Source organism: Streptomyces anulatus, from assembly GCF_014650675.1.
Lineage (GTDB): Bacteria > Actinomycetota > Actinomycetes > Streptomycetales > Streptomycetaceae > Streptomyces > Streptomyces anulatus.
Genome location: NZ_BMVK01000001.1, coordinates 606462 through 628557, shown reverse-complemented (window position 1 = coordinate 628557; position 22096 = coordinate 606462). Strand labels below are relative to the sequence as shown.

The following is a 22096-nucleotide window of genomic DNA, read 5'->3' as shown; positions in this document are numbered from 1 at the left end:
ACGGCACTTCACGGTGGGCCCGGGGCCGTCCCCCCGGGCTGCCTCCCCGGCTCCTCCGGCTCCCCGAACACGGCGCGCGCGTCGAAGGCGGCACGGCGGGTGGCCCGGCGCAGCGCCCTCAGCAGCGTCGGGCCGAGCGTGAGGGTCAGGACCACGGTCAGCGCCGCCCGCCCCAGGTCCCAGCCCAGCGAGGTCGCCGCACAGTAGGCGAGGAAGCGCACCAGGTTCTCGTGCAGCGGGTCGCCCGCGACGAACGAGATCCCCGAACCCAGCCCGGCGATGAGCGGCCAGCCCTGCAGATTCATCACCGTGCCGTACGCGGACGCCGCCACGCAGCCGTACGCCGCCAGCATCGCCGACTCGGCCCGCCCGCGCAGCCGGTCCGCCCCCGGCAGCAGCCCCGCGCCCATGGCGAACCAGCCCATCGACAGCATCTGGAACGGCATCCAGGGCCCGACCCCGCCGGTCAGCAGCGCCGAGGCGAACATGGTCACCGAACCGAGCACGAACCCGAACCCGGGCCCCAGCACCCGGCCGCTCAGCACCATCAGGAAGAACATCGGCTCCAGCCCTGCCGTGCCGGCCCCGAGCGGGCGCAACGCCGCGCCCACCGCGGCCAGCACGCCGAGCATCGCGACGGCCTTCGCGTCCATCCCGGACTCGGAGATCGTCGCCACGACCACCGCGACCAGCAGCGGCAGCAGCGCCGCGAACAGCCAGGGCGCGTCCTTCGCGTGCGCCAGCCCGGACCCGGCGTCCGCCAGCAGCGGCCACCCGAAGGCGACCACGCCGACGGCCCCGGTCAGCAGCAGCACGGCCACCGACTTCGGCCCGAGCCGCACGGGCCGGGGAGCCCGCTCCCGTATCTCCGTCGCCGTCCCCTTCACGCTCCCGCCTCCAGCGCCGCGCGTACCTGGGACACGGTCAGCCACTCCTGCGGGGCCAGGATCTTCGCCGTCTGCGGGGCGAACGCGGGGGAGGAGACCACCACCCGCCCGGTCGGGCCGTCCGCGACGACCTCCCCGTCGGCGAGGATCACCACCCGGTGCGCCAGTTCGGCCGCCAGCTCCACGTCGTGCGTCGCCAGGACGATCGCGTGCCCCTCGGCCGCCAGACCGCGCAGCACGCCGACGAGCCGGGCCTTCGCCGCGTAGTCCAGACCACGCGTCGGCTCGTCCAGCAGCAACAGCGGTGGCCGGCCCGTCAGTACCAGTGCCAGTGCCAGGGCGAGCCGCTGGCCCTCGGAGAGGTCCCGGGGGTGGGTGTCGTCCCCGACGCCCGGCAGCAGCTCCGACACCAGCGCCCGGCAGGTGCCCTCCGCCGCGCCCGCGTCCCGGTCGGCGGCGGCGCACTCGGCGGCCACCGTGTCCGCGTACAGCAGATCGCGCGGCTCCTGCGGTACGAGGCCGACCCGGCGCACCATCGCCCGGGGGTCCGTCCGGGCCGGGGCCAGGCCGCCGACGCGCACGGTGCCCGAGGTGGGCTCGATCATGCCGACGAGCGCGCCGAGCAGCGTGGACTTGCCGGCACCGTTGCGGCCCATCAGGGCCACCGTCTCACCCGGGGCCACGGTGAGCGTCACCCGCCGCAGCGCCTCGACCCGGCCGCGCCGCACCCCGAGCCCGTCGACCCGGGTGACCGGATCGGCGACCGGGGCGGCCGGGGCGCCGGCCCCGCGCCCCAGGAGCCGGGCGAACCGGCCGGTCCGTTGCCGCTCGGCAGCGACCGGAACGGCCGCCCCCGGCATCCCCGGCTTCCCAGGCTCCCCCGGCGCCTCCGGGGGCGCGGGCGGCTCCGGGACCGACGCGGTCTCCGGCGGCGACGCGTCCGCCAGCCGCTCCCGCAGCCCGCCCGCCCCGCGCCGGGCGTCCCGCACCGACAGGGGCAGCGGGTCCCAGCCCGCGAGCAGTCCCAGCTCGGCCACCGGCGGCCGAACCGGCGACACCTTCATGATCTCGGCGGGCGGCCCCATCACGGGGGCGGCGCCCGGGGCGGGCAGCAGGACGACCTGGTCCGCGTACTGCACCACGCGCTCCAGCCGGTGCTCGGCCATCAGCACGGTCGTGCCCAGGTCGTGCACCAGCCGCTGGAGCACCGCGAGGACCTCCTCGGCAGCCGCCGGGTCCAGCGCGGAGGTCGGCTCGTCCAGCACCAGCACCCTCGGGTGCGGGGTGAGCACCGAACCGATCGCCACCCGCTGCTGCTGGCCGCCCGACAGGGTCGCGATCGGCCGGTCGCGCAGCTCGGCCAGCCCCAGCAGATCGAGCGTCTCCTCGACCCGGCGGCGCATCACGTCGGGGGCGAGACCCAGCGACTCCATGCCGTACGCCAGCTCGTCCTCGACGGTGTCCGTGACGAAGTGCGCCAACGGGTCCTGGCCCACCGTGCCGACCAGATCGGCCAGTTCGCGGGGCTTGTGCGTACGGGTGTCGCGGCCGCCCACCGTGACCCGGCCCGAGAGCAGCCCGCCCGTGAAGTGCGGGACGAGCCCGGAGACCGTACCCAGCAGAGTCGACTTGCCGACACCGGAGGGGCCGACGAGCAGGACGAGTTCGCCCTCGGGGACCGTGAGATCGACACCGGACAGCGTGGGGCGCTCCGTGCCCTCGTACCGCACGGAGACCCGCTCGAACCTGATCACGCCTGCTCCTTGCCGATACGAGCCTGTTTCCCGGTCCCGTGCGCGGACGGCTTCCCGGCTCCGTACGAGGACGGCTTCCCGGTCCCGTACGAGGACGGCGGTACGGGGGCGACCAGCGCGGGCAGCAGCCCGACCAGCACCGCAGCGGCGGGCCACAGCGGCAGCACCGGCGCGGTCAGCGGTACGACACCGGGGCGCATCGCGTCCGGATCCACCGCGCCCGCCCAGATCATCGCCGCCGCGACCACCGCACCCGAGCACGCCACCAGCCAGGCCCGCACACCCCACCGGTCGGGCCGGTACCGGGTGCGCACCGAGCGCCGCCCGCCGAGCCGCAGCCCGGCCATTGCCGTGACCAGACCGGCCAGCAGCAACGGCAGCCCGTACACCGCCCCCTGCGCGGCCAGCAGCCCGTACGTGCCGGCGCACACCCCGAGCAGCCCGCCCAGGGTGAGGACGTTCGTGGTGTGCCGGACGGCGGCCGGGACCTGCGCCGTACGCCCGTACCCGCGCGCGTCCATCGATGCGGCCACCGCCACCGACCGCTCCAGCGCACCCTCCAGCACCGGCAGCCCGATCTGCGCCACGGCCCGCACACCGCCGGTCGGCCGCCCCCGCAGCCGGCGCGCGGTGCGCAGCCGGACCACGTCGGCCACCATGTTCGGCGCGAACGTCATCGCGACCACGACGGCGACCCCCGCCTCGTACAGCGCACCCGGCAGCGACTTCAGCAGCCGTGCCGGGTTGGCCAGCGCGTTCGCCGCGCCGACGCAGATCAGCAGAGCGGCCAGCTTCATCCCCTCGTACAGCGAGAAGACCAGTTGCTCGGCGGTGACCCGGCCACCGATCCGCACGCCCTGCGCCCAGTCGGGCAGCGGCAGTTCGGGGAGGACGAACACCGTGTGGGAGCCGGGGATCGACGAACCGAGAAAGACGGAGAACAGCAGCCGCAGCGCCACGACGAACAGCCCGAGTTTGACGAACGCACCGTACGAACGGGCCCACGGCGCGTCCGTCCGCCGCGCCGCCACCACGTACCCCGCCACCCCGACCAACAGCCCGAGCAGCAGTGGGTTCGTCGTCCGGGACGCGGCGGTGGCCAGACCCAGCGCCCACAGCCACCACGCCCCGGCGGGCAGCGCGTTGCCGCGGTCCGCCTCGGGGGCGTGCAGGGCACGGCGCAGCAGCCGGGCCGACGCCGGGGCGGGGGAGGCGGTCACCGGCGGCGGCGGGCCTGGACCACGGCGGCGACACCCAGCAGAAGGACGGCGCCGATACCGACGAGGAGCCCGACGGACGGACCGCCGCCACCGTCTCCACTGTCGTCGTCGGCCTCGTCCGCAGTCCTGCCCGATGCGGTGGTGGAGGGTGTCGGCTTCGCGCTGCCGTCCTCGCCGGACACCTGCTCGCCGCAGCCCGACTTCGGGTAGCCCGAGATCGCGCAGAGCATGGCGCTGCTGTCGTACCGCAGCGGCTTCGCCACCGCCGCGAGCGCCTCCGCGCTGCTGGCGTCCGGCGCGACCTGCGCGCACGCCGTGCGCGGCGCGGGCGGCTTCTCCCCGTCAGGGGCGTCCGCCGCCGTACCGGGGTCGATCACCAGCGCCACCCGCTTCTGCCCGTCCTTCGCCGGGGTGTCCGCGCAGATCGCCCCGAAGTCGGGGGCGCGGCGCGGCTGGGCGGCATCGCCCGAGTCCTCGCTCACGGCGAACCGGAAACCCTGGACCGCACCGTCGTCCGGGCGCAGCAGCGACGGCCCCTGGGTGGCGTACTCCCAGTTCTTGCCGTTGCCGTCCCAGAAGGACCAGTAGCGGTATCCGGCGGCCTCCGCGCTGCCCGCGCCGAGCAGGACGGCCGAGGCGGCGACGAGGGCGGCCAGCAGCGCGACAACGGGATTCCGCAGTCGCGCCGGGACCGGCGTACGGCTCACGGCTGCTGCTTCTTCCGGCGCATGCTGAGCAGGAAGCCGATGCCCGCCCCGGCGGCGAGACCGATGCCGATCAGCCACCCCAGGCTCAGCCCGCTGTCGTCGCTGTCGGTGCCGCTGGAGGGCTGCGGACCGGTCGGCGTGGGCGAGGGGAGGGCGGTGGCGGCCGGGGAGGGTCCCATCGTGTTGAGCTGCTTGACGAGGTCGACCCCGCCGAAGCTGCGGGCGTCCGCGCCGGTGGCGTGTGCCGCGAGGATCAGCTGCGCGGTGGCGGCCGGACCGCCCTGCTTCGCCCAGCCCGTGGCGTTCTTCTGCAGCCAGGCGACGGAGGCCTCGGCCTTGTCCGTGTGCCCGGAGGCGGCGAGCGCGACGACCGCGTCCGCGGTGTTGCCGTAGTCGGGCTGCGGCTCGGTGTCCTCGGCGCCCGGCATCGGTGCCTGCTCCAGGTACGGCGACTTCTTCAGGGTGTCCGCGAGGAAGAAGGAGCCGTTCTGGGCGGTCTGCTCCGGGCTGAGGTCGTCGCCCTTCGTGCAGGAGGGGTCCTTGACCGCGTTGGACGTGCCGGAGGCGATGCCCTTGCCCATCAGGCCGAGCACCGAGGCCGCGGTGGCGTCCAGGTTGGCGGTCAGCTCGCCCTTCTTGCCCGGCTGGTAGGCGAACGCGCCGCCGTCCTCGTCCCCGCAGGGGATGGCCAGGGACTGGAGGGCGGTGTACGGGGTGCTGCCGTCGGCGGTGGTGAGCTCGTTGACCGGGACACCGGTCCGGGCGAGCGCGCCGATGACGATGGACGTGGAGTTCGCGTCGCTCGGGCTGCCGGGGTTGTAGCCCCAGCCGCCGTCCTCGTTCTGCACGGACTTCAGCCAGTCGGCCCCGTTGTTGGCGTCGTCGCGGCGCTGGTTGATCTCGACGAGGGCCTGGACGGCGACGGCGGTGGCGTTGGTGTCCATCACCGTGGACGCGTCGCAGGGCTTGGAGGCGTCGGCCCGGTACGAGGTGAACGCCCCGCTGTCGCACTGCTGGCCCGCCAGCCACTCCACCGCCTGCGTCGACGGCGTGACGTACTCGATCTTCTGCGCGAGGAAGGCCAGCGACTGCCGCCACACCCCGTCGTACGTGGGGTCCGTGGTGCCGTAGAGCCCGGCCGGCAGCTCCGCCGACGGGGAGGGACTCGGCGCGGCGACCGCTACAGGTGCGGCCGCGCCCAGGAGCACGGCGGTGGTCGCGAGCGCGGCTGCGCTGCGGCGTACGGTCATGGCTGGCTGGGCCTCTCCTGCGAGGGCCGGACTCCCCGGGGCGCACGAGAGCCCCGGGCTCCGGCCCCGTATGCCTCGACGGTGCCGGCCACCGGGGTTCCGGTGGCCCGAGCCGGTCACGCTCCGCGGAGGGCGGTCCGGCTGCCGTCGGGCGGACGGTTCACGGCTGGGGCGCTGCGCCGGATTCGCACCGGCTTCCCCCTGTACGGGCATGATGACGACCTGCCCACTCTACCGGTCCGTAGGAGAGGGGCCGGGAGCTGCACGTCGCCAGGTACGTCACTGGGGGCGCGGGCCACGACGGGGCCGGACGTCAGACCGCGATGTACGTCACCGGGGGCCCGCCCGGCACGGCCTCCGCGCGGCCGAGCTTCACGAGCCGCCGCAGATGGGACTCGGCCTCGGAGACGGCGATGGACCGCGAGCCGTGCGGGATCTGCTCCCAGGGCCGGTTCCACTCCATCCGCTCCGCGAGCTGCCACGGGGTGAGGGGCGTGGCGAGCAGCGCGAGGAGCCCGGTCAGCCGCTCCTCGTGGTGGTCCAGCAGCTCCCGCACCCGTCCGCCCGCATCGGTGAACGCGTGCTGGTGGGCGGGCAGTACCTCGGCGACCCCGAGCCGGCCGATCCGCTCCAGCGAGGCGAGGTAGTCGCCGAGGGGATCGGTGACCGTCGTGTCGTCGGGGTCCTCGTACAGCCCGATGTGCGGACTGATCCCCGGCAGCAGATGGTCCCCGGAGAACAGCCGCCCGTACCCCGCCAGGCCCGCCGGGTGCCGCTCCTCCAGGTGGAGGCAGACATGCCCCGGGGTGTGCCCGGGGGTCCAGACGGCCCGCAGCCGTCGCCCGGCGAGGTCGAGCAGCTCGCCGGGGACGATCTCCCGGTCGGGCAGGGCGGCGCGCAGACCCGGCAGGGTCCGCAGCCGGCCTCCGCTGCGGGCGGCGCGCAACGGGGCGAGGTGGTCCTCCGGCGCGCCGACGGCGGCGAGCTTGCGGGTGAGGTAGTCGAGCCAGGTGCCGGGCTCGGACTCCCGGGTGCGCCGGACGATCGCGGTGTCGGCCTCGTGCATCGCGATCCAGGCCCCGGACGCCTCGCGGACCTGGCCGGAGAGCCCGTGGTGGTCGGGGTGGTGGTGGGTGATGACGACGCCGTGGATGTCGGCGACGGCGGTGCCGAGTGCGGTCAGCCCGGCGACCAGGGTGTCCCAGGAGGCCGGGTCGTCCCAGCCGGTGTCGATGAGGACGGGCCCCCGGTCGGTGTCGACAAGGTGGACCAGGGTGTGGCCGAGCGGGTTGTCGGGGATGGGGACCTTGATGCTGTGGACGCCTCCGCCGTGGTCGGTCACCTGCGTCACCTGCGTCATGGGCTCCCCCTCTGCAGTTCGGCCTCCACTGTAACGAGAACTCGTTCCAGTGGTAGCCCAGGTCTACTACATATTCGCGCACCGGGAGCCGTCCACGCCGTGGACTCCTGCAACAGGAACTGGTATCAGTTCTGACGAACAGTCAGTTTCGGGTGCGCGGGTACACGGGTTCGCGGGAGGCAACAGCCATGACGGAACGTACGGAGCTTGTGGAGCACGGACAACTGTTCATCGGCGGGGAGTTCACCGATCCGCTGGGAACCGAGGTCATCGAGGTGATCTCCCCGCACACCGAACAGGTCATCGGCCGCGTGCCGCACGCCTCCGAGGGCGATGTGGACCGGGCGGTCGCCGCCGCCCGCCGCGCCTTCGACGAGGGCCCCTGGCCGAGGATGGGCCTGGACGAGCGGATCGCGGTGATCACCCGGATCAAGGACGCCTTCGCCGTACGCCACGAGGAGTTCGCGCGCCTCATCAGCGCCCAGAACGGCACTCCGTACAGTTCGAGCGTCATGGTGCAGGCGCTCGCCGCGATGATGGTCTGGGACTCGGCGATCACGGTGGCGCGCGACTTCCCGTACGAGGAACGACGCGACGGCGTCCTCGGCCCCCTCCTGGTCCGCCGCGAACCGGTCGGCGTGGTCGCCGCGGTCGTCCCGTGGAACGTCCCGCAGTTCACGGCCGCCGCCAAGCTGGCCCCGGCGCTGCTCGCGGGCTGCACGGCGGTCCTGAAGGTCTCACCGGAAACCCCCCTGGACGCCTACGTACTGGCGGAGATCGCGGAGGAGGCCGGCCTGCCGCCCGGAGTCCTCTCCATCCTCCCGGCCGACCGTGAGGTCAGCGAATACCTGGTGGGCCACCGGGACGTGGACAAGGTCTCCTTCACCGGCTCGGTGGCGGCCGGCCGCCGCGTGATGGAGGTGGCCTCCCGCAACCTGACCCGCGTCACCCTGGAGTTGGGCGGCAAGTCGGCGGCGATCATCCTCCCCGACGCCGACCTGGAGGCGGCGGTGGCGGGCATCGTCCCCTTCGCCTGGATGATCAACGGCCAGGCCTGCGTGGCGCAGACGCGCATCCTGGCCCCGAACTCCCGCTACGACGAGATGGCGGAAGCCTTCGCGGCGGCGGCCGGCGCCCTGCGCGTAGGAGACCCCCTGGACCCCACCACCGAACTGGGCCCCTTGGTGGCCCGACGCCAGCAACAACGCTCCCTGGACTACATAAAATTGGGCCAGGAGGAGGGCGCCAAGATCCTCACCGGCGGCAACCGCCCCCCTTCCCAGGAGCGGGGCTGGTACGTCGAACCCACCCTCTTCGGCTCGGTGGACAACTCCATGCGCATCGCCCGCGAGGAGATCTTCGGCCCGGTGATCTGCCTGATCCCGTACGAGGACGAGGCCGAGGCCGTCCGGATCGCCGACGACTCCCCGTACGGCCTCAGCGGCAGCGTCTGGACGGCCGACACGGAACGCGGCATCGACGTGGCCCGCCGCGTCCGCACGGGCACGTACAGCGTGAACACCTTCAGCCTCGACATGCTCGGCCCCTTCGGCGGCTACAAGAACTCCGGCCTGGGCCGCGAGTTCGGCCCCGAGGGCTACGGCGAGTTCTTCGAGCACAAGATGATCCACCTGCCCGCCGGCTACCGGGAGGCGTGATGGGCGACCGCTGGCACGTGGAGGTCGACCGCTCGGTCTGCATCGGCTCCGGCATGTGCGTCAACCACGCCCCGGACGGCTTCCGCCTGGACTCGGCCCGCCAGTCCCACCCGACGGACGAGGACCACGACGCGAACGAACACCTCCTCGCGGCGGCGGAGGGCTGCCCGGTGGAGGCGATCACGCTGACGCTGGCGGGGTCGGGGGAGATGGTGTTTCCGCCGGAGGAGTGAGGGGCGCCGTCCGGGGCCTTTCGGGCATGCGCCGGCCTTGGAGCCCCGGGCGGAGGTGCGGCGGACGCGGTGGATCCGAGTGCGCCGTACCCCGGAGGAAAGAGTCAGACCGCCGGTTCCCCCTCCACCTTCCGGAGCAGCCCCTCCGGCGCCCGTCGCAGCGCGCGGATCGCCGGGACGCTGAGCATCACGGCCAGCAGGACGAACGACATGACCGACGAGAAGATCAGCACCTCGTTCGCGCCGAACGCGTCCGCCGCCGGGCCCGCCAGGGCGCGGCCGAGCGGGATGACCATGATGGAGCCGGCGACGTCGTACGCGGAGACGCGGCTCAGGACCGTCAGCGGGATGTGCGACTGGACGCTGGTCGCCCACATCACCCCCCAGAACGCGAAGCCGTAGCCCGCGATGACGTGGGCGATCGCCGTGGCCGCGAAGGACCATTCCAGGGCCGGTGCCAGGGGGTTGAGTGCGAAGCAGAGCATGGCCAGGGCGCCCGCCACCAGCGGGCGCCTCGGGCGGACCCGCATGCCGATCAGGCCGCCGATGATCGTGCCCGCGCCGTCCGCCGAGGCGATCCAGCCGTAGCCGCTCGCCCCGTGCTGCTCGATCATCAGCGCCGCGCCCAGCGGCAGCGCGGGGCCGAACACGAACAGGCCGTAGACCGACCAGACCGCGATGACGCCCCACAGCCACTGGCGGGACCGGAACTCCTGCCAGCCCGTCGCCAGCCTGCGCCACATCGGGGCGTCGCCCTCGTCGCGTTCCGTGTGCAGCTTCCGCAGGGGGAGCAGGACCAGCGCGCTGAGCGCGTACGCCGCCGCGATGACCAGGTACGAGCCCGACACCTGCCAGTACGCGACCAGGATGCCCGCCAGGCCGGGGCCCAGCAGGGTGCTCAGGGCCTCGGATATGCGCAGCAGCGCGTTGGCCTTCTGGATGTCCTCGGCGACCCGGGGGACCATGCTCGCCATGCCGGGCTGGAACATCGCCGTCGCGGCCCCGCTGAGCGCCATCAGCCCCATGATCTGCCACAGCGGGACGCTGTCGGAGGAGAAGAGCAGAGCGGCCAGCGTCAGCATGGCCAGCATCCGCACCACGTCGGCGCAGATCATCATCAGCTGCGGGGTGAACCGGTCGGCCAGCACCCCGCCGAACAGCACCAGCAGGACGATCGGGGTCATCCACGCGGCCAGCGCGTAGCCGACGCCGGTCGCCCCGTGGCCCGCTCCCAGTACGGCCGTGGTGAGGGAGACCATCAGCATGCCGTCGGCCAGCAGCGACGCGCTGCGGGCCGTGAAGAACAGCCGGAACCGGCCCGACCGCCAGGGGCTGGGCAGTGATTCCCGCTTCTGCGGGAGGGTCGTGTCGTCAATGCTCATGTCGTACCTGCCGGCTTCTGCCGGTCCCTTCCTCGATGATCTGCAGTCCACGCCATGCGGCACTCCGGTCCGCTTCGGCCGGCGGGCTCTCCACGAGCACGTAGCGGCGGGGGGCGATGACGCCGGTACCGCCGTGGGCGGGGACCTCGGCCATCAGCGCCTCGTGGGCCCCGTCCGGGGTCAGTGAGGTGTCGCCGCCCCGCGCCATGTACGCCGTGAGGCCCGCTTCCCGGTCCGTGTCGATGTGCACCGGCAGGCCGCCCAACGCCCCGGACAGCGCCTCCCGTACGGCCGACGGTGAGACCCAACAGCCGTCCACACGCACCCAGTCGGGGCCGCGCTCGGCCGGCCGGACACCCGTCACCCCGGACAGCGAGTCCAGGGCCACGTCCCCGGCGGCGGCAGCCTCCAGCAGCCGCACCAGACCGGTCAGGAAGCCCTCCGCCTCGCCCGGGGTGAACAGGGCGGGGTCGGCCCACAGCGAGATGTGGAGCTGGGGCGTCGTCTCGTACGTGAAGGCCAGCATGCGGGTCGGCAGCGCCTGCAACGGGCCCCAGGTCAGATCCAGTTCGGCGCCCACGTGTTCCTGCGGAACGGTGGAGAGCAGCGTCGCGGGCAGCACGCTGACGTCGTTGAAGACCACGTCCCGCGCGAAGTGGCTGCCGCGTTCCCCGGTGACTCCGTCGATCATCTCCCACAGACGCACGGAGTCGAACTGGCTGTGCTTGTAGGCGTTGAGCGCCGCGCCCCAGGTCTTGCGGACCAGGGTGTCGAAGGACGGGACCCGGACATCGAGGCAGAGCAGCGCGTCCTGGGACAGGGTGTTCACCGAGCGGGCACTCCGGGCGTGGAACCGGTTGGAGGTCGGCACGGCGGTGACGCAGGAGTCCTGGCCCGCCCGGTGGGCCACCAGCGCGCACCAGGCCGCCAGCAGCACCGTGGCCTCCGGGTTCCCGGTGCGCCCGGCCGCTGCGGCCAGGGCCCGCGCGCCCCGCCCGGAGCGGAGCGTGAGCTGCCGGGCCCGGCCGTCCGCGCCCGCCGCGCGCGGCTCGGCGAACATCTCCTGCGGTTCGGTGCGGATGATCCGCTCCCAGTACCGCAGCGACGCCTCCGACTTCCGCTTCCCGGTGGGGGAGGCCTCCTCGGCGGCCAGGTCGAGCGGGGCGAAGGAGGCCGGTGCGGGCAGTTCCTCCCCTGCCAGCAGAGCGAGGAACTCCTCCCGCAGGACGGCCAGCGCGCTGCCGTCCGTCACCGCGTGGCTGGACGCCAGGGCGGCGTGGACGGGTACGCCCCGAAGGGTGAGCAGGGAGATCCGCAGGGGGAACTCCCGGTCCAGGGCGAAGCGGCCGGCGCGGGCCGCCCGCGCCACCGACTCGGCGTACCGCGCGGGCTCCTCGGGGAACTCCGTGTGGTCGAGGACCGTCACCGTGAACGTGCCCTCCGCCGCCACGACCTGCTCGACGGGCGCGGACCCGGGGGCGTGCGGAAACGTGGTGCGCAGTCCTTCGTGGCGCAGGGCCAGGGCGCGCAGGGCGTCCACGACGTCGTCCGGGCCGACGCCCGGGGGGATGGCCCACACGTCGTGGTTGTTGATGTGCTCGGGGTCGTCCCGCAGGATGCAGCGGACCATGTTGGCCTGGCCCATGGTCAGGGGGCCTCGGCGCTCGTCACCGCCCGCGTAGGCGACGGTGACCGTGGTCGTGGTGGTGTGCGGGAGGTTCGGGCGCATGGTGTCCTTGCCGGCTGCGGAGTTCATCGGGTCCCGGCCAGGCCTGTTTCGGCGCTCGCACGAGTCAACGCCTCCCAGCGGTCGATCAGGAGCGCGAAGTCGGCCATGTCGTCGCGGGCCTCGTCCAAAAGCCGGGAGCGGCGTTCGACGAGGATGTCGGCGACCGTCTTGTAGCGGTCGCCGAGCCGCCGGTAGGCGTCGTCGAGGACGTCCAGGCGGTGGACGCCCGACGCCCGGTCGAGGCCGGTGCTGTCCCGGACGAATCCGGCGATCTCGCCCGCCCGGATGTGGCCTTCGGCGTCGAGCAGCGCGTCACCCGCCGCCGCCGTCCTCGCGTACACGGCGTTGAGATACGCCTTGGACAGCAGGAACTTCACGAAGCGCAGCTGGTAGGCGACGAACCCGTCGTCCGTACGCCGTTCCGCCGTGTGGAAGTTGACGATGTGCCGGTTGTGCTGGACGCCGGGCATCCTGGCGTCGTGGAGGAGGTGGATCAGGAAGTAGTCGCTGCCGATGGTGTCGGTGGCGGGCGGCAGCGGGACCCGGCGGTAGACCTCGTGGTCGAGCGCGATGTTGCACATGTCCACGCGCATCGGGCTGACGGGGGCGAGCGTGGTGCGGTCGCCGTCGAACGCGGTGTCCCCGGCGCCCCGGAAGGACTCGTCGATCAGATGTCCGCGCCAGATCTCCGGGTATCCGTCGGGTATCGACAGGCCGATCAGTTCGCGGTACGTGTCCGGGTCGAGGTCACGGATCTCCGCGACGTCCACCGACATCTCCCCCACGAAGGAGCCGCCGGCCATCGTCACCCGACGTTCCCCGGCCCCCGGCGGCAGCTTGCTCCGGGTCGCCGACTCGCGTACGGCATCGGCGCGTCGGCCGAGGTAGGTGAGCTCCTGGTGGAGGGGGAAGACCGGTTCGCCGTCGAGGTGCTGGTAGCGGCTGTCGGAGTCCCGGCGGTGGACGGACGTGCAGCCGAGGGCCTGGGCGATGAGGAACGCCCGGTTGGTGCAGGCGCCGTAGGAGACGCGGGACGGCAGCATCAGTTCCAGCAGCCGGTCCGGCGGAGCGCCGCCGGACCGGCCGATCACCTCGTGCAGGAAGGCGCGTTGCTCGTCCTCGTCGAGATGGTGGACGGTCACGCCGGGGGACGGGGGCAGCGCGGCCACCGCTCTCCGGTGCTCGGCGAGCACCGGAGCGGGGGAGGAGTCCAGGATCAGGAGGTGCACCTCGACGCCGAACTGCCGTGCTCCGTACGCCGCTTCCTCGCCGGTCGCCGCGATGGTGCCGGTGCAGGCCCGGTGGGTGGGCAGGGTCAGACAGACGCGGCGCACGAGGGCTCCCCGCTCTGCGCGGCGGGTGCGGTGTCCTCGACCGGGTCCTGCCACGAGGCGAGCCCCAGCAGCCGGCTGCCCAGCGGGTTCAGCTCGGCCGTGGCGTAGCGCTGGGACTCGGGCCGTACCGGGTCGCCGACGAGGGTGCGGTTCCAGCGCGGGGTGCGCAGGTGGCGCCAGGACTCCACGCGGGATTTGCGCAGCCGCTCGTGCTCCTCCAGCGCGGGCATCATCGACAGGTACTGCACGGCCCGCACCCCGCTCTCGGAGAGGTTGCGCGCCACTCCGTGGGCGAGCAGACCGTTCCAGATGAGCAGGTCGCCGGGGCGCAGATCCGGTCGTACGACGGGGAGTTCGTCCCGGTCGATGGTGGGACGCAGGGGGTCCCGGTCCCCGGGCTGGCCGGTCTTCCAGGTGTCGAACTGCCGGAACAGCTCCGGGCAGCACTGGAAGCCGCCCGTCTCCGGCCGGGTGTCGTTGAGGGCGATGATGCCCTGCACCCGCTGCGGCGGGACGGCGAGCGTGGTGTCGATGTCCCAGTGGAGCTCGATGTCGAAGCCCCGGTCCGTCGGCTCGATCAGGGCGCGGTCACGGTTGCCCCGGTTGGGCGGGTTGAGGTTGAGCCGGTCGAGGGTGACCCACAGCTCCTCGCAGTCCCATACGTCGACGAAGGCGTCGTACACCCGCTGCGACTGCCGGTTGTCCCAGAGGAGCTGGTGGTGGTACGCCTCCACGAAGCCGTAGATGTGCAGTTGCTGGTCCAGCTCGGAGCGCAGTGGCCGCTCCTCGTACCAGCTCTCCGGCCGTTCGGGGTCCAGGCCCTGGAAGTCCCAGGTGAAGTCCAGCAGTCGACGTGCCACCGGGGCCGGGACAGCTTCCCGGACGATGACGTAGCCGTACGTCTGCCAGTGGGCGAAGTCCTCCTCGGACAGGACGCGCAGCGGACGCGACTTGTCGAGCTCCCGCAGGGCGGTCTGCGCGAGGTAGGCCTCGCCGTCCGCGCTGAAGTACGGGATGTCCGACGCCGCGCGGTGCAGGCGGGGCCGACGGCGAGGGGCGGGTGTCGTCATGAGGTTGATGGCAGGTCCTTCTCCTCGGCCGGCCGTGCGGCGACCCCGGGGGAGCGGGGTCGCCGCGGACGGCGGGACGGATGGCAGTGCCGTGGCGGGAGGAGCCGTGACCACGTCGGTCAGCAGGATTGGTCCAGACCGCCCGGGCTGTCAAGTGTCTGCCACATATGGGGATATGGGATGCCGTCCTGTACTCGGCGGCCACGGAATCGATACCTGCCGTTCGGTATTTTTGGTCTAGACAACAGGTGAGCGACGGGCCTAGTGTCCAAGGGCGCGGTCGGGTTCGTGACGGGGCGTCATCCCGTTTGCCTACCCGTACTCCGGTCGGTCACGGGCCTGTTCGGGCCCGCCGACGCCACGGCGATGTGGTCCGTACGCCCGAGGGGCGTCCCGTTTGCCGGCCCACACCGAGAAGGACGCGGTTTCATGAACACATCCAGCATCACGGCCCTGCCGGGTATCACGCTGAAGAGCCCCGGTGCCGGGCTGATCACGCTGGACCCGGTCCGCACCGCCCTGCTGCGGGGCCTGGACGAACTGCTGACCGGCCTCGCCGCGCGGCTCGCCGCCCCCGAGGTCGTGGGACCGCCCCTGCTGTCCGTCGACGGGCTGGCGCGACTCGACTTCTTCCGCAACTTCCCCCATATCGGCGTCTCCGCAGGGCGGTTCGGCCCGGAGACGCTCGACGGTCTGGCCTCCGGCGGCTCGCCCCGGGACCTGCCGCTGCAGCCGACCGGCCATGTGCTGCCGTCCGCGACCTGCTACGGGCTGCTGCTCTCCCTGGAGGGCGAGGACGTCGGCGAGGACGGACTGCGGCTCTCCGCGGTCGGCCGCTGCTTCCGCAACGAGACCCACTACGACGGCCTGCGCCGCCTCTGGGGGTTCCACATGCGTGAGGTGGTCTATCTCGGCACCAAGGACGGAGCCGCCGAACACCAGGAACGCGGCGGGGAGTTCATCCAGGAGGTGGCCGGACGGCTCGGCCTGACCCTGACCCGGGCCGCGGCCGACGACCCGTTCTACGACAACGGGGGGTCGCGGGCCCGCCTGATGGCGCTGGACCCGGTGAAGTACGAGTACAGCGCCCCCGACGGCACGGCCATCGCCTCCGTCAACCGGCACCGCAACTTCTTCGGCGAGCGGCTCGGCATCCGGGCCGGGTCCCACGGCCCCGCGTACAGCTCCTGCGTCGCCTTCGGGATGGAGCGCTGGGTGCACGCGATGATCCTCGCGCACGGCACCGCCGAGCAGGCCCTGGAGCGGCTCCGCTCCGCCGGTTCCTGAGCGGCCGCGCGCCGCCGGTTCCTGACCCGATCTTCACTCCTGGCCGACCGGCCGACCTGCCGTCATCCGAACGGCAACAGCCGGCCGGCCGCCATCCGAACAGAGACAAGAGGAGCGATTTCTCCCATGGAACGTGTCGTAGCGTGGCTCAACGAGAAGAATCCCGGCCTCGACGGCCCGATCGGCGTCGAGGAGGACCTCATCGAGGCCCGCCTCATCGACTCGATGGACTTCCTGGAGTTCATCGACCTGTTGGAGGAGATCTCGGGCAGCAGCATCGATCTGCAGGAGGTCACCATCGACGACTTCCGCACCCTCGCCCGCGTCAAGGAGCGCTTCCTCGCCTCCGCCGACCTGGCGGAGGCGCCGGCCGGGTGAGCCCTGGCCGGTGACCCCTCTCCCGCCGGCCCCCGGGCAGGGCCCGGCCACCGTGGCGCTGGTGGCCACCACCGCTGAGGTGCTGGCGCACCCGGAGCTCGACGAGCGCCTGCTCGCCCCGTGGGAGCGGCGGCGGCTCGCGGGGATCCGGGTGCCGGGCCGGCGTGACGACGTGGTGGCGGCCCGGCTGCTGCTGCGGCTGTGCGCCTCCCGGGTCACCGGGCTGCCGCCGGACGCGGTGGAGCCGGCCCAGCGCTGCCCCGGATGCGGGCGGGACGGGCACGGCCGGCCGTATCTCCCGGACCACCCCGAGCTGGGCGTCAGCTACAGCCACGCCGACGGCCTCGCCGCGGCGGCGGTCGGGCCGGGCCCGGTCGGTATCGACGTGGAGCCCCTGACGCGCCGGCCCGGTCCCCTGGCCGTGCTGCGGCGGGTGCTGCCGGAGGACGAGGTGGACGCCGCCCGCGCCGGGCCGGACCCCGGCCCGGCGCTGCTGCGGTTGTGGGTCCGGCGGGAGGCGCTGTTCAAGGCCGGGTTCGAGGCCGGGCGGGACGACGTCCGGCTGACCGCGTGGACGGACCACCGCCGTGCGGCCGTGGTGGCACTCGCCGGAGCCGACGGCGCCCCCGCGCCGCTCCTCAGTTCCGGCCCGGCTCCGCCGTCAGGTCGATGAGACGGCAGACCGTCTCGATGTCTATCTTCACCTGGGCGATCGAAGCCCGGCCCGACAGCCAGGTGATCAGTGCCGAGTGCCAGGTGTGCTCGATGACCCGGACCGCGGAGAGCTGCTCCGGGGTCGGGTGTTCCAGGCCCATCGCGTCCAGGATGATCGCCGTGGTGAGCCGGGAGACGGTGTCCACCTCGGGGCTCACGCTGCGGTCCGCGAAGGTGAGGGCGCGGACCATGGCGTCCGCGAGGTGCGGTTCGCGCTGCAGGGCGCGGAAGGCGCGCATCAGCGTCTCGGCCACCCGCTGGGCCGCGTCGTCGCCGGCCGGCGGGCGTTTGCGGAGCGTCGTGTGCATGTGCTGCAGCTGGTCCTGCATGGTCGCGACCAGCAGATGGATCTTGGACGGGAAGTAGCGGTACAGGGTGCCCAGTGCGACCCCGGCGGCCTCGGCCACCTCCCGCATCTGCACCGCCTCGAACCCGCCCCGGCTGGCCAGCTGGGCGCTGGCGTGCAGGATGCGGCGGCGACGGGCCTCCTGGCGTTCGGTCAGCGGAGGCGCTGCCGGTCTGGCGTCCGCGGTCATGCTGTCCCCGATCCACGATCCGTGATCCATGGCTTGATTCCGCACCCGGACGGACGAAGCGGCCCGGCCGGGCGCGCACAGCATGCCAGGGCGTCCGTCGTGGCGCGAATCACCTGTTCCGGCCGTCACGCCGACGCTACCTGCCGGTAGATTCGATGCACGTCGAACGATCAAGTATGAAACTTGTTCTAGCAAGTCTGAAACTTGTTCTAGATTAGCGCGACCGGTTACGCTCCGGCGAACACGCAGTCAGAAGGGGGCCGAGTGTGACCGCTGAGGCCATAGAGACAGGCCCCCGCACGGGCGACGGCACCTCCGCCGGGACCGGCGACCGGCCGTTGCGCATCGCACTCCTCACGTACAAGGGCAATCCGTTCTGCGGCGGCCAGGGCGTGTACGTCCGCCACCTCGGCCGGGAGCTGGCCCGCCTCGGCCACCGCGTCGAGGTGATCGGCGCGCAGCCCTACCCGGTGCTCGACGAGGGCGTTCCGCTCACCGAGCTGCCCAGCCTCGACCTCTACCGCCAGCCCGACCCCTTCCGCACCCCGAAGCGCGGCGAGTACCGCGACTGGATCGACCTGGCCGAGGTCGCCACCATGTGGACCGGCGGATTCCCGGAACCGCTCACCTTCAGCCTGCGCGCCCGCCGCCATCTGCTGGCCCGGCGCGGCGAGTTCGACGTCGTCCACGACAACCAGACCCTCGGATACGGGCTCCTCGGCGACCTCGGGGCCCCGCTCGTGACGACGATCCACCACCCCATCACCGTGGACCGCAGGCTCGACCTGGAGGCCGCCGCCAACCGCCGCCGCCGCGCCTCCGTACGCCGCTGGTACGCCTTCACCCGGATGCAGAAGCGGGTCGCCCGCAAGCTCGACACCGTCCTCACCGTCTCCGGCTCCTCCCGCGACGAGATCGTCGAGGACCTCGGAGTGAACGCGGACCGGATCAGCGTCGTCCACATCGGCGCCGACACCGACCTGTGGTCCCCCGACCCCTCGGTCCCCGAGGTGCCCGGCCGCATCGTCACCACCTCCAGCGCCGACGTCCCGCTCAAGGGCCTCGTCCACCTCGTCGACGCCCTCGCCAAGCTCCGCACCGAGAACCCGGCCGCCCACCTCGTCGTCGTCGGCAAGCGCGCCGAGAACGGCCCGGTCGCCCGCGCGATCGAGCGGCACGGGCTCGCGGACGCCGTCGAGTTCGTCAAGGGCATAAGCGACGCCGAGCTGGTCGACCTCGTGCGCAGCGCCCAGGTCTCCTGCGTGCCCTCGCTGTACGAGGGGTTCTCGCTGCCCGCCGCCGAGGCCATGGCCACCGGCACCCCGCTGGTCGCGACCACCGGCGGCGCGATCCCCGAGGTCTCCGGCCGCGACGGGGAGACCTGCCTCGCCGTGCCGCCCGGCGACGCGGACGCGCTGGCCGGGGCGCTGGCCCGGCTGCTGGACAGCCCCGAGCTGCGCGCCCGGCTCGGCGCGGCAGGCCGCGAGCGGGTGCTGGCCAATTTCACCTGGGCCAGGGCGGCAGCCGGAACGGCCGAGCTGTACCGTCAGGCGATCATCGCCCGCGGAGTCCGCAGGTGACCGCGCGCCCCCGGGCGACCGCGGACCCGATCGTCGCAACCCGTACCTCCGACCTCGAAGGCAGGCCCTCGTGCTGACCGTCGACTTCACCCGCTTCCCGCTCGCCGCCGGCGACCGAGTGCTCGACCTGGGCTGCGGTGCCGGCCGGCATGCCTTCGAGTGCTACCGGCGCGGCGCACAGGTCGTCGCGCTCGACCGGAACGGCGAGGAGATCCGCGAGGTCGCCAAGTGGTTCGCCGCGATGAAGGAGGCCGGGGAGGCCCCCGAGGGCGCCACCGCCACCGCGATGGAGGGCGACGCCCTCAACCTGCCCTTCCCCGACGACTCCTTCGACGTCGTGATCATCTCCGAGGTCATGGAGCACATCCCGGACGACAAGGGCGTCCTCGCCGAGATGGTCCGGGTGCTCAGGCCGGGCGGCCGGATAGCCATCACCGTTCCGCGTTACGGCCCCGAGAAGGTCTGCTGGACCCTCTCCGACGCCTATCACGAGGTCGAGGGCGGTCACATCCGCATCTACAAGGCCGACCAGCTCCTCGCCCGGATCCGCGAGGCCGGCCTCAAGCCGTACGGCACCCACCACGCGCATGCCCTGCACTCGCCGTACTGGTGGCTCAAGTGCGCCTTCGGCGTGGACAACGACAAGGCGCTGCCGGTGCGGGCGTACCACAAGCTGCTGGTCTGGGACATCATGAAGAAGCCCCTCGCCACCCGGGTCGCCGAGCAGCTCCTCAACCCGGTCGTCGGCAAGAGCTTCGTCGCCTACGCCACCAAGCCGCACCTTCCGAAGGCCGAGGCGTGAGCACCCCCGAACGGACCGAACACCTTGTCCTGCCGGGCGTCCTGACGGCGGCTCAGGCCACCGAGACGGTCGCCGCGCTCGCCGCCGTACAGCGGGAGGACGGGGCGCTGCCCTGGTTCCGGGGCCATCACCTCGACCCGTGGGACCACACCGAGGCCGCGATGGCCCTGGACGCGGCCGGCGAGCACGAGGCGGCGGCCCGCGCCTACGACTGGCTCGCCCGCAACCAGAACGGCGACGGCTCCTGGTACGCCGCCTACCACGACGGCGATCCGCAGCAGCCGACCGACCTGGGTCTGGAGAGCAACTTCTGCGCGTACGTGGCCGTCGGCGTCTGGCACCACTACCTGGCCACCGGCGACGACGCGTTCGTCGACCGGATGTGGCCCACGGTCTTCGCGGCCGTCGAATTCGTCCTCGGGCTCCAGCAGCCCGGCGGGCAGATCGGCTGGAAGCGGGAGCCCGACGGGACGCCCGTGAACGACGCGCTGCTGACCGGATCCTCCTCGATCCACCAGGCGCTGCGCTGTGCGCTGGCCATCGCCGAACGCCGTGAGGAGCCGCAGCCCGACTGGGAGTTGGCGACCGGGGCGCTGGCCCACGCGATCCGCAGCCACCCCGAGCGCTTCCTCGACAAGAACCGCTACTCGATGGACTGGTACTACCCGGTCCTCGGCGGCGCGGTCACCGGGGCCGAGGCCACCGCCCGCATCCAGGAGGGCTGGGACCGCTTCGTCGTCCCCGGCCTCGGGGTGCGCTGCGTACTGCCCAACCCCTGGGTGACCGGCGGCGAGAGCTGCGAACTCGCCCTGGCCCTCTGGGTGACGGGGGAGTCGGACCGGGCGCTGGAGATCCTCCAGTCCGTCCAGCACCTGCGCACCGAGGGCGGGCTGTACTGGACGGGCTACGTCTTCGAGGGCAACCGGGCCTTCTGGCCCGAGGAGCTCACCACCTGGACGGCGGGCTCCCTGCTGCTCGCGGTGGCCGCGCTCGGAGGGGACGAGGCGACCACCGCTGTCTTCGGCGGCGAGCGGCTGCCGGTCGGCCTGGAGCCGGACTGCTGCCGCTGAACGCGCCCTGGGGCGGGCCCTGTTCAGCCGCGGCGGAGCCGGCCCGCCACCGCGTGCCCGATGAAGAGGTAGACCACGGCCGCGAGGCCGTATCCGGTGACGACGTTCGCCCACGCCTTGTCGAACGTGAACAGGTCGTACGACCAGCCCGCCAGCCAGCGGGCCGAGTCGTGCACCCACTGCACGAAGTCGTTGCCGCGGTTGGCGTCCAGCAGGTACATCAGAATCCAGAGGATGATGACGAAGGCCAGAATGTCGGCCACGACGGCTATGACACGAGCCGCTGAACTGCTTCCTGAACGGGTTCTGGGAGACATGGAACTCTGGTTGCCGCTTTACGCAGGGTGAAACCCGTACGGCCCGCACCGGGTGGCGGCCGTCGGGGGAGCGGGCGAGGCTGAGGGGGAGTGCCGAGATGCGTCACTCGCTGTGACATGCCCGGATGGTCCGGCCCGGTTCGGCCGGTCCGGCCGGTCCGGTCAGGAGGCCCCGCCGTGCCCCGTTCCGTACCGCTCCGCCGAACCCTGGCGGCGCTGCTGCTGTCCTGCGCCCTGCTGGCGGGCACGACGGCGTGCGGCGACTCCGGCGACGCCGCCAGCGGCAACACGACGAGCGCGTCGCCCGCGGCGGACCGCTCGGCGGCCTCCCCTTCGGCCTCCGCCGAGAGGCAGCGGCTCGCCAAGGCCCGGTTCGTCGCCAACGCGGGGCTCGCGGCGGGGGCGACGTACCAGTGGATCGTGAAGCCGTACCGCGCAGGGACGTTCAAGAAGGGCGCGGAGGGGCGGCGCTTCGCCCTCGTCAAGGCGGGTCTGGCGGGCGGGTTCGCCTACAACCGGCTCAAGGCCGCGGCGGAGAACGCCAAGGGCGACCCGCTGCTGTCGAAGGCCGTCGCCCCGCTCACCGCCGGGATCGCATCGCTCAAGGGGCTGGGGACGAAGCTCCGCGAGGGCGAGGCGGGGGAGGGCGAGGTGGGCGCGTTCGAGAGCGTCATCGACAGCATCAAGAACGCCGGCAAGGACGCGGGCGCCGAGGTGAAGGACAAGGTTCCCTCCACCTCCCAGCTGACCGGATAGGCGACCGGATGGGCGACCGGGAAAGGGCCGCCGCCCCACGTGGGACGGCGGCCCCTTCGCGCGTCGTGCGGG

21 protein-coding genes are annotated in these 22096 nt (G+C 72.9%); 9 read left to right on the top strand and 12 right to left on the bottom strand.

What is annotated here, in order from left to right; genetic code table 11:
• Window positions 1-8 precede the first annotated feature (8 nt).
• From IE272_RS02770 to IE272_RS02745, 6 genes are all read right to left on the bottom strand, one after another.
• Window positions 9-887: an ECF transporter S component gene (locus IE272_RS02770; RefSeq protein ID WP_190006176.1), complete on the bottom strand. Its 879-nt coding sequence runs from the start codon at window positions 885-887 to the stop codon at window positions 9-11.
• The gene (locus IE272_RS02765) at window positions 884-2641 is read right to left on the bottom strand and encodes an ABC transporter ATP-binding protein (RefSeq protein ID WP_190006175.1); all 1758 of its coding nucleotides are present in this window, start codon (window positions 2639-2641) and stop codon (window positions 884-886) included. The genes IE272_RS02770 and IE272_RS02765 overlap by 4 nt, the downstream gene beginning before the upstream one ends.
• A complete protein-coding gene (locus IE272_RS02760; protein ID WP_050357856.1) occupies window positions 2638-3861 on the bottom strand; it encodes an energy-coupling factor transporter transmembrane component T in 1224 nt (407 codons plus the stop codon). The genes IE272_RS02765 and IE272_RS02760 overlap by 4 nt, the downstream gene beginning before the upstream one ends.
• Window positions 3858-4568, bottom strand: coding sequence for an SCO2322 family protein (locus tag IE272_RS02755; RefSeq protein ID WP_050357857.1), 711 nt, complete (start codon window positions 4566-4568; stop codon window positions 3858-3860). Before IE272_RS02755 ends, IE272_RS02760 begins: the two co-directional genes overlap by 4 nt.
• Window positions 4565-5818 carry an SCO2321 family membrane protein gene (locus IE272_RS02750; protein WP_098893024.1) on the bottom strand — a complete coding sequence of 418 codons (1254 nt, stop codon included), beginning with the start codon at window positions 5816-5818 and terminating at the stop codon, window positions 4565-4567. The genes IE272_RS02755 and IE272_RS02750 overlap by 4 nt, the downstream gene beginning before the upstream one ends.
• Window positions 5819-6131: 313 nt before the next feature.
• Window positions 6132-7178: a Strvi_7410 family MBL fold metallo-hydrolase gene (locus IE272_RS02745; RefSeq protein ID WP_190006174.1), complete on the bottom strand. Its 1047-nt coding sequence runs from the start codon at window positions 7176-7178 to the stop codon at window positions 6132-6134.
• Between the two features lie 188 nt (window positions 7179-7366).
• Here IE272_RS02745 and IE272_RS02740 point away from each other — a divergent pair, with 188 nt between their 5' ends.
• A complete protein-coding gene (locus IE272_RS02740; RefSeq protein ID WP_050357860.1) occupies window positions 7367-8836 on the top strand; it encodes an aldehyde dehydrogenase in 1470 nt (489 codons plus the stop codon).
• Entirely contained in the window at window positions 8836-9069 is a 234-nt protein-coding gene (locus tag IE272_RS02735) for a ferredoxin (RefSeq protein ID WP_190006173.1), read from the top strand. Before IE272_RS02740 ends, IE272_RS02735 begins: the two co-directional genes overlap by 1 nt.
• A 104-nt stretch (window positions 9070-9173) precedes the next feature.
• Here the strand turns inward: IE272_RS02735 and IE272_RS02730 are convergent, their stop codons facing one another.
• Genes IE272_RS02730 through IE272_RS02715 form a run of 4 tightly spaced genes read right to left on the bottom strand, consistent with a single transcriptional unit; the run spans window position 9174 to window position 14584 of the window.
• Complete coding sequence (locus IE272_RS02730; protein WP_190006172.1) at window positions 9174-10451, bottom strand: MFS transporter; 1278 nt, start codon at window positions 10449-10451, stop codon at window positions 9174-9176.
• Window positions 10441-12207 (bottom strand): condensation domain-containing protein, encoded by a 1767-nt coding sequence (locus IE272_RS02725; RefSeq protein ID WP_190006171.1) that lies wholly within the window; start codon window positions 12205-12207, stop codon window positions 10441-10443. The genes IE272_RS02730 and IE272_RS02725 overlap by 11 nt, the downstream gene beginning before the upstream one ends.
• Window positions 12204-13514, bottom strand: coding sequence for a DUF6271 family protein (locus IE272_RS02720; RefSeq protein ID WP_190006170.1), 1311 nt, complete (start codon window positions 13512-13514; stop codon window positions 12204-12206). The genes IE272_RS02725 and IE272_RS02720 overlap by 4 nt, the downstream gene beginning before the upstream one ends.
• Window positions 13496-14584, bottom strand: a complete 1089-nt coding sequence (locus IE272_RS02715) for a phytanoyl-CoA dioxygenase family protein (RefSeq protein WP_190006169.1) — start codon at window positions 14582-14584, stop codon at window positions 13496-13498. Before IE272_RS02715 ends, IE272_RS02720 begins: the two co-directional genes overlap by 19 nt.
• A gap of 429 nt (window positions 14585-15013) precedes the next feature.
• Between IE272_RS02715 and IE272_RS02710 the strand changes: the two genes are divergently transcribed.
• From IE272_RS02710 to IE272_RS02700, 3 genes are all read left to right on the top strand, one after another.
• The gene (locus IE272_RS02710) at window positions 15014-15871 is read left to right on the top strand and encodes a class-II aminoacyl-tRNA synthetase family protein (RefSeq protein WP_190006168.1); all 858 of its coding nucleotides are present in this window, start codon (window positions 15014-15016) and stop codon (window positions 15869-15871) included.
• A 126-nt stretch (window positions 15872-15997) separates the two neighbouring features.
• The gene (locus IE272_RS02705; RefSeq protein WP_073741796.1) at window positions 15998-16249 is read left to right on the top strand and encodes an acetyl xylan esterase; all 252 of its coding nucleotides are present in this window, start codon (window positions 15998-16000) and stop codon (window positions 16247-16249) included.
• Between the two features lie 10 nt (window positions 16250-16259).
• Window positions 16260-16922 (top strand): 4'-phosphopantetheinyl transferase family protein, encoded by a 663-nt coding sequence (locus IE272_RS02700; RefSeq protein ID WP_190006167.1) that lies wholly within the window; start codon window positions 16260-16262, stop codon window positions 16920-16922.
• Here the strand turns inward: IE272_RS02700 and IE272_RS02695 are convergent.
• Complete coding sequence (locus IE272_RS02695) at window positions 16888-17499, bottom strand: TetR family transcriptional regulator (RefSeq protein ID WP_057668200.1); 612 nt, start codon at window positions 17497-17499, stop codon at window positions 16888-16890. The genes IE272_RS02700 and IE272_RS02695 overlap by 35 nt on opposite strands.
• 266 nt (window positions 17500-17765) lie before the next feature.
• On the opposite strand from IE272_RS02695, the gene IE272_RS02690 reads away from it, so the two are divergent.
• The 3 genes from IE272_RS02690 to IE272_RS02680 all read left to right on the top strand — a co-directional run bounded on the left by IE272_RS02690 (window position 17766) and on the right by IE272_RS02680 (window position 20951).
• A complete protein-coding gene (locus IE272_RS02690; protein WP_057662348.1) occupies window positions 17766-19079 on the top strand; it encodes a glycosyltransferase family 4 protein in 1314 nt (437 codons plus the stop codon).
• A gap of 70 nt (window positions 19080-19149) precedes the next feature.
• Window positions 19150-19881, top strand: a complete 732-nt coding sequence (locus IE272_RS02685; RefSeq protein WP_050357876.1) for a class I SAM-dependent methyltransferase — start codon at window positions 19150-19152, stop codon at window positions 19879-19881.
• Window positions 19878-20951 carry a glycoside hydrolase family 15 protein gene (locus tag IE272_RS02680; RefSeq protein WP_050357877.1) on the top strand — a complete coding sequence of 358 codons (1074 nt, stop codon included), beginning with the start codon at window positions 19878-19880 and terminating at the stop codon, window positions 20949-20951. The genes IE272_RS02685 and IE272_RS02680 overlap by 4 nt, the downstream gene beginning before the upstream one ends.
• A 23-nt stretch (window positions 20952-20974) precedes the next feature.
• Here the strand turns inward: IE272_RS02680 and IE272_RS02675 are convergent, their stop codons facing one another.
• A complete protein-coding gene (locus IE272_RS02675) occupies window positions 20975-21268 on the bottom strand; it encodes a hypothetical protein (RefSeq protein WP_073741800.1) in 294 nt (97 codons plus the stop codon).
• A 177-nt stretch (window positions 21269-21445) separates the two neighbouring features.
• Here IE272_RS02675 and IE272_RS02670 point away from each other — a divergent pair, with 177 nt between their 5' ends.
• Window positions 21446-22024 (top strand): hypothetical protein, encoded by a 579-nt coding sequence (locus tag IE272_RS02670; protein WP_190006166.1) that lies wholly within the window; start codon window positions 21446-21448, stop codon window positions 22022-22024.
• The last annotated feature ends 72 nt before the right edge of the window (window positions 22025-22096 follow it).

Bases quoted from the DNA above. Each gene is read 5' to 3' on its own strand.
- IE272_RS02725 (WP_190006171.1), bottom strand. From the start codon at position 12,207: ATGAACTCCGCAGCCGGCAAGGACACCATGCGCCCGAACCTCCCGCAC.
- IE272_RS02730 (WP_190006172.1), bottom strand. From the start codon at position 10,451: ATGAGCATTGACGACACGACCCTCCCGCAGAAGCGGGAATCACTGCCC.
- IE272_RS02675 (WP_073741800.1), bottom strand. From the start codon at position 21,268: ATGTCTCCCAGAACCCGTTCAGGAAGCAGTTCAGCGGCTCGTGTCATA.
- IE272_RS02745 (WP_190006174.1), bottom strand. From the start codon at position 7,178: ATGACGCAGGTGACGCAGGTGACCGACCACGGCGGAGGCGTCCACAGC.
- IE272_RS02740 (WP_050357860.1), top strand. From the start codon at position 7,367: ATGACGGAACGTACGGAGCTTGTGGAGCACGGACAACTGTTCATCGGC.
- IE272_RS02710 (WP_190006168.1), top strand. From the start codon at position 15,014: ATGAACACATCCAGCATCACGGCCCTGCCGGGTATCACGCTGAAGAGC.
- IE272_RS02715 (WP_190006169.1), bottom strand. From the start codon at position 14,584: ATGACGACACCCGCCCCTCGCCGTCGGCCCCGCCTGCACCGCGCGGCG.
- IE272_RS02735 (WP_190006173.1), top strand. From the start codon at position 8,836: ATGGGCGACCGCTGGCACGTGGAGGTCGACCGCTCGGTCTGCATCGGC.
- IE272_RS02695 (WP_057668200.1), bottom strand. From the start codon at position 17,499: ATGACCGCGGACGCCAGACCGGCAGCGCCTCCGCTGACCGAACGCCAG.
- IE272_RS02750 (WP_098893024.1), bottom strand. From the start codon at position 5,818: ATGACCGTACGCCGCAGCGCAGCCGCGCTCGCGACCACCGCCGTGCTC.
- IE272_RS02705 (WP_073741796.1), top strand. From the start codon at position 15,998: ATGGAACGTGTCGTAGCGTGGCTCAACGAGAAGAATCCCGGCCTCGAC.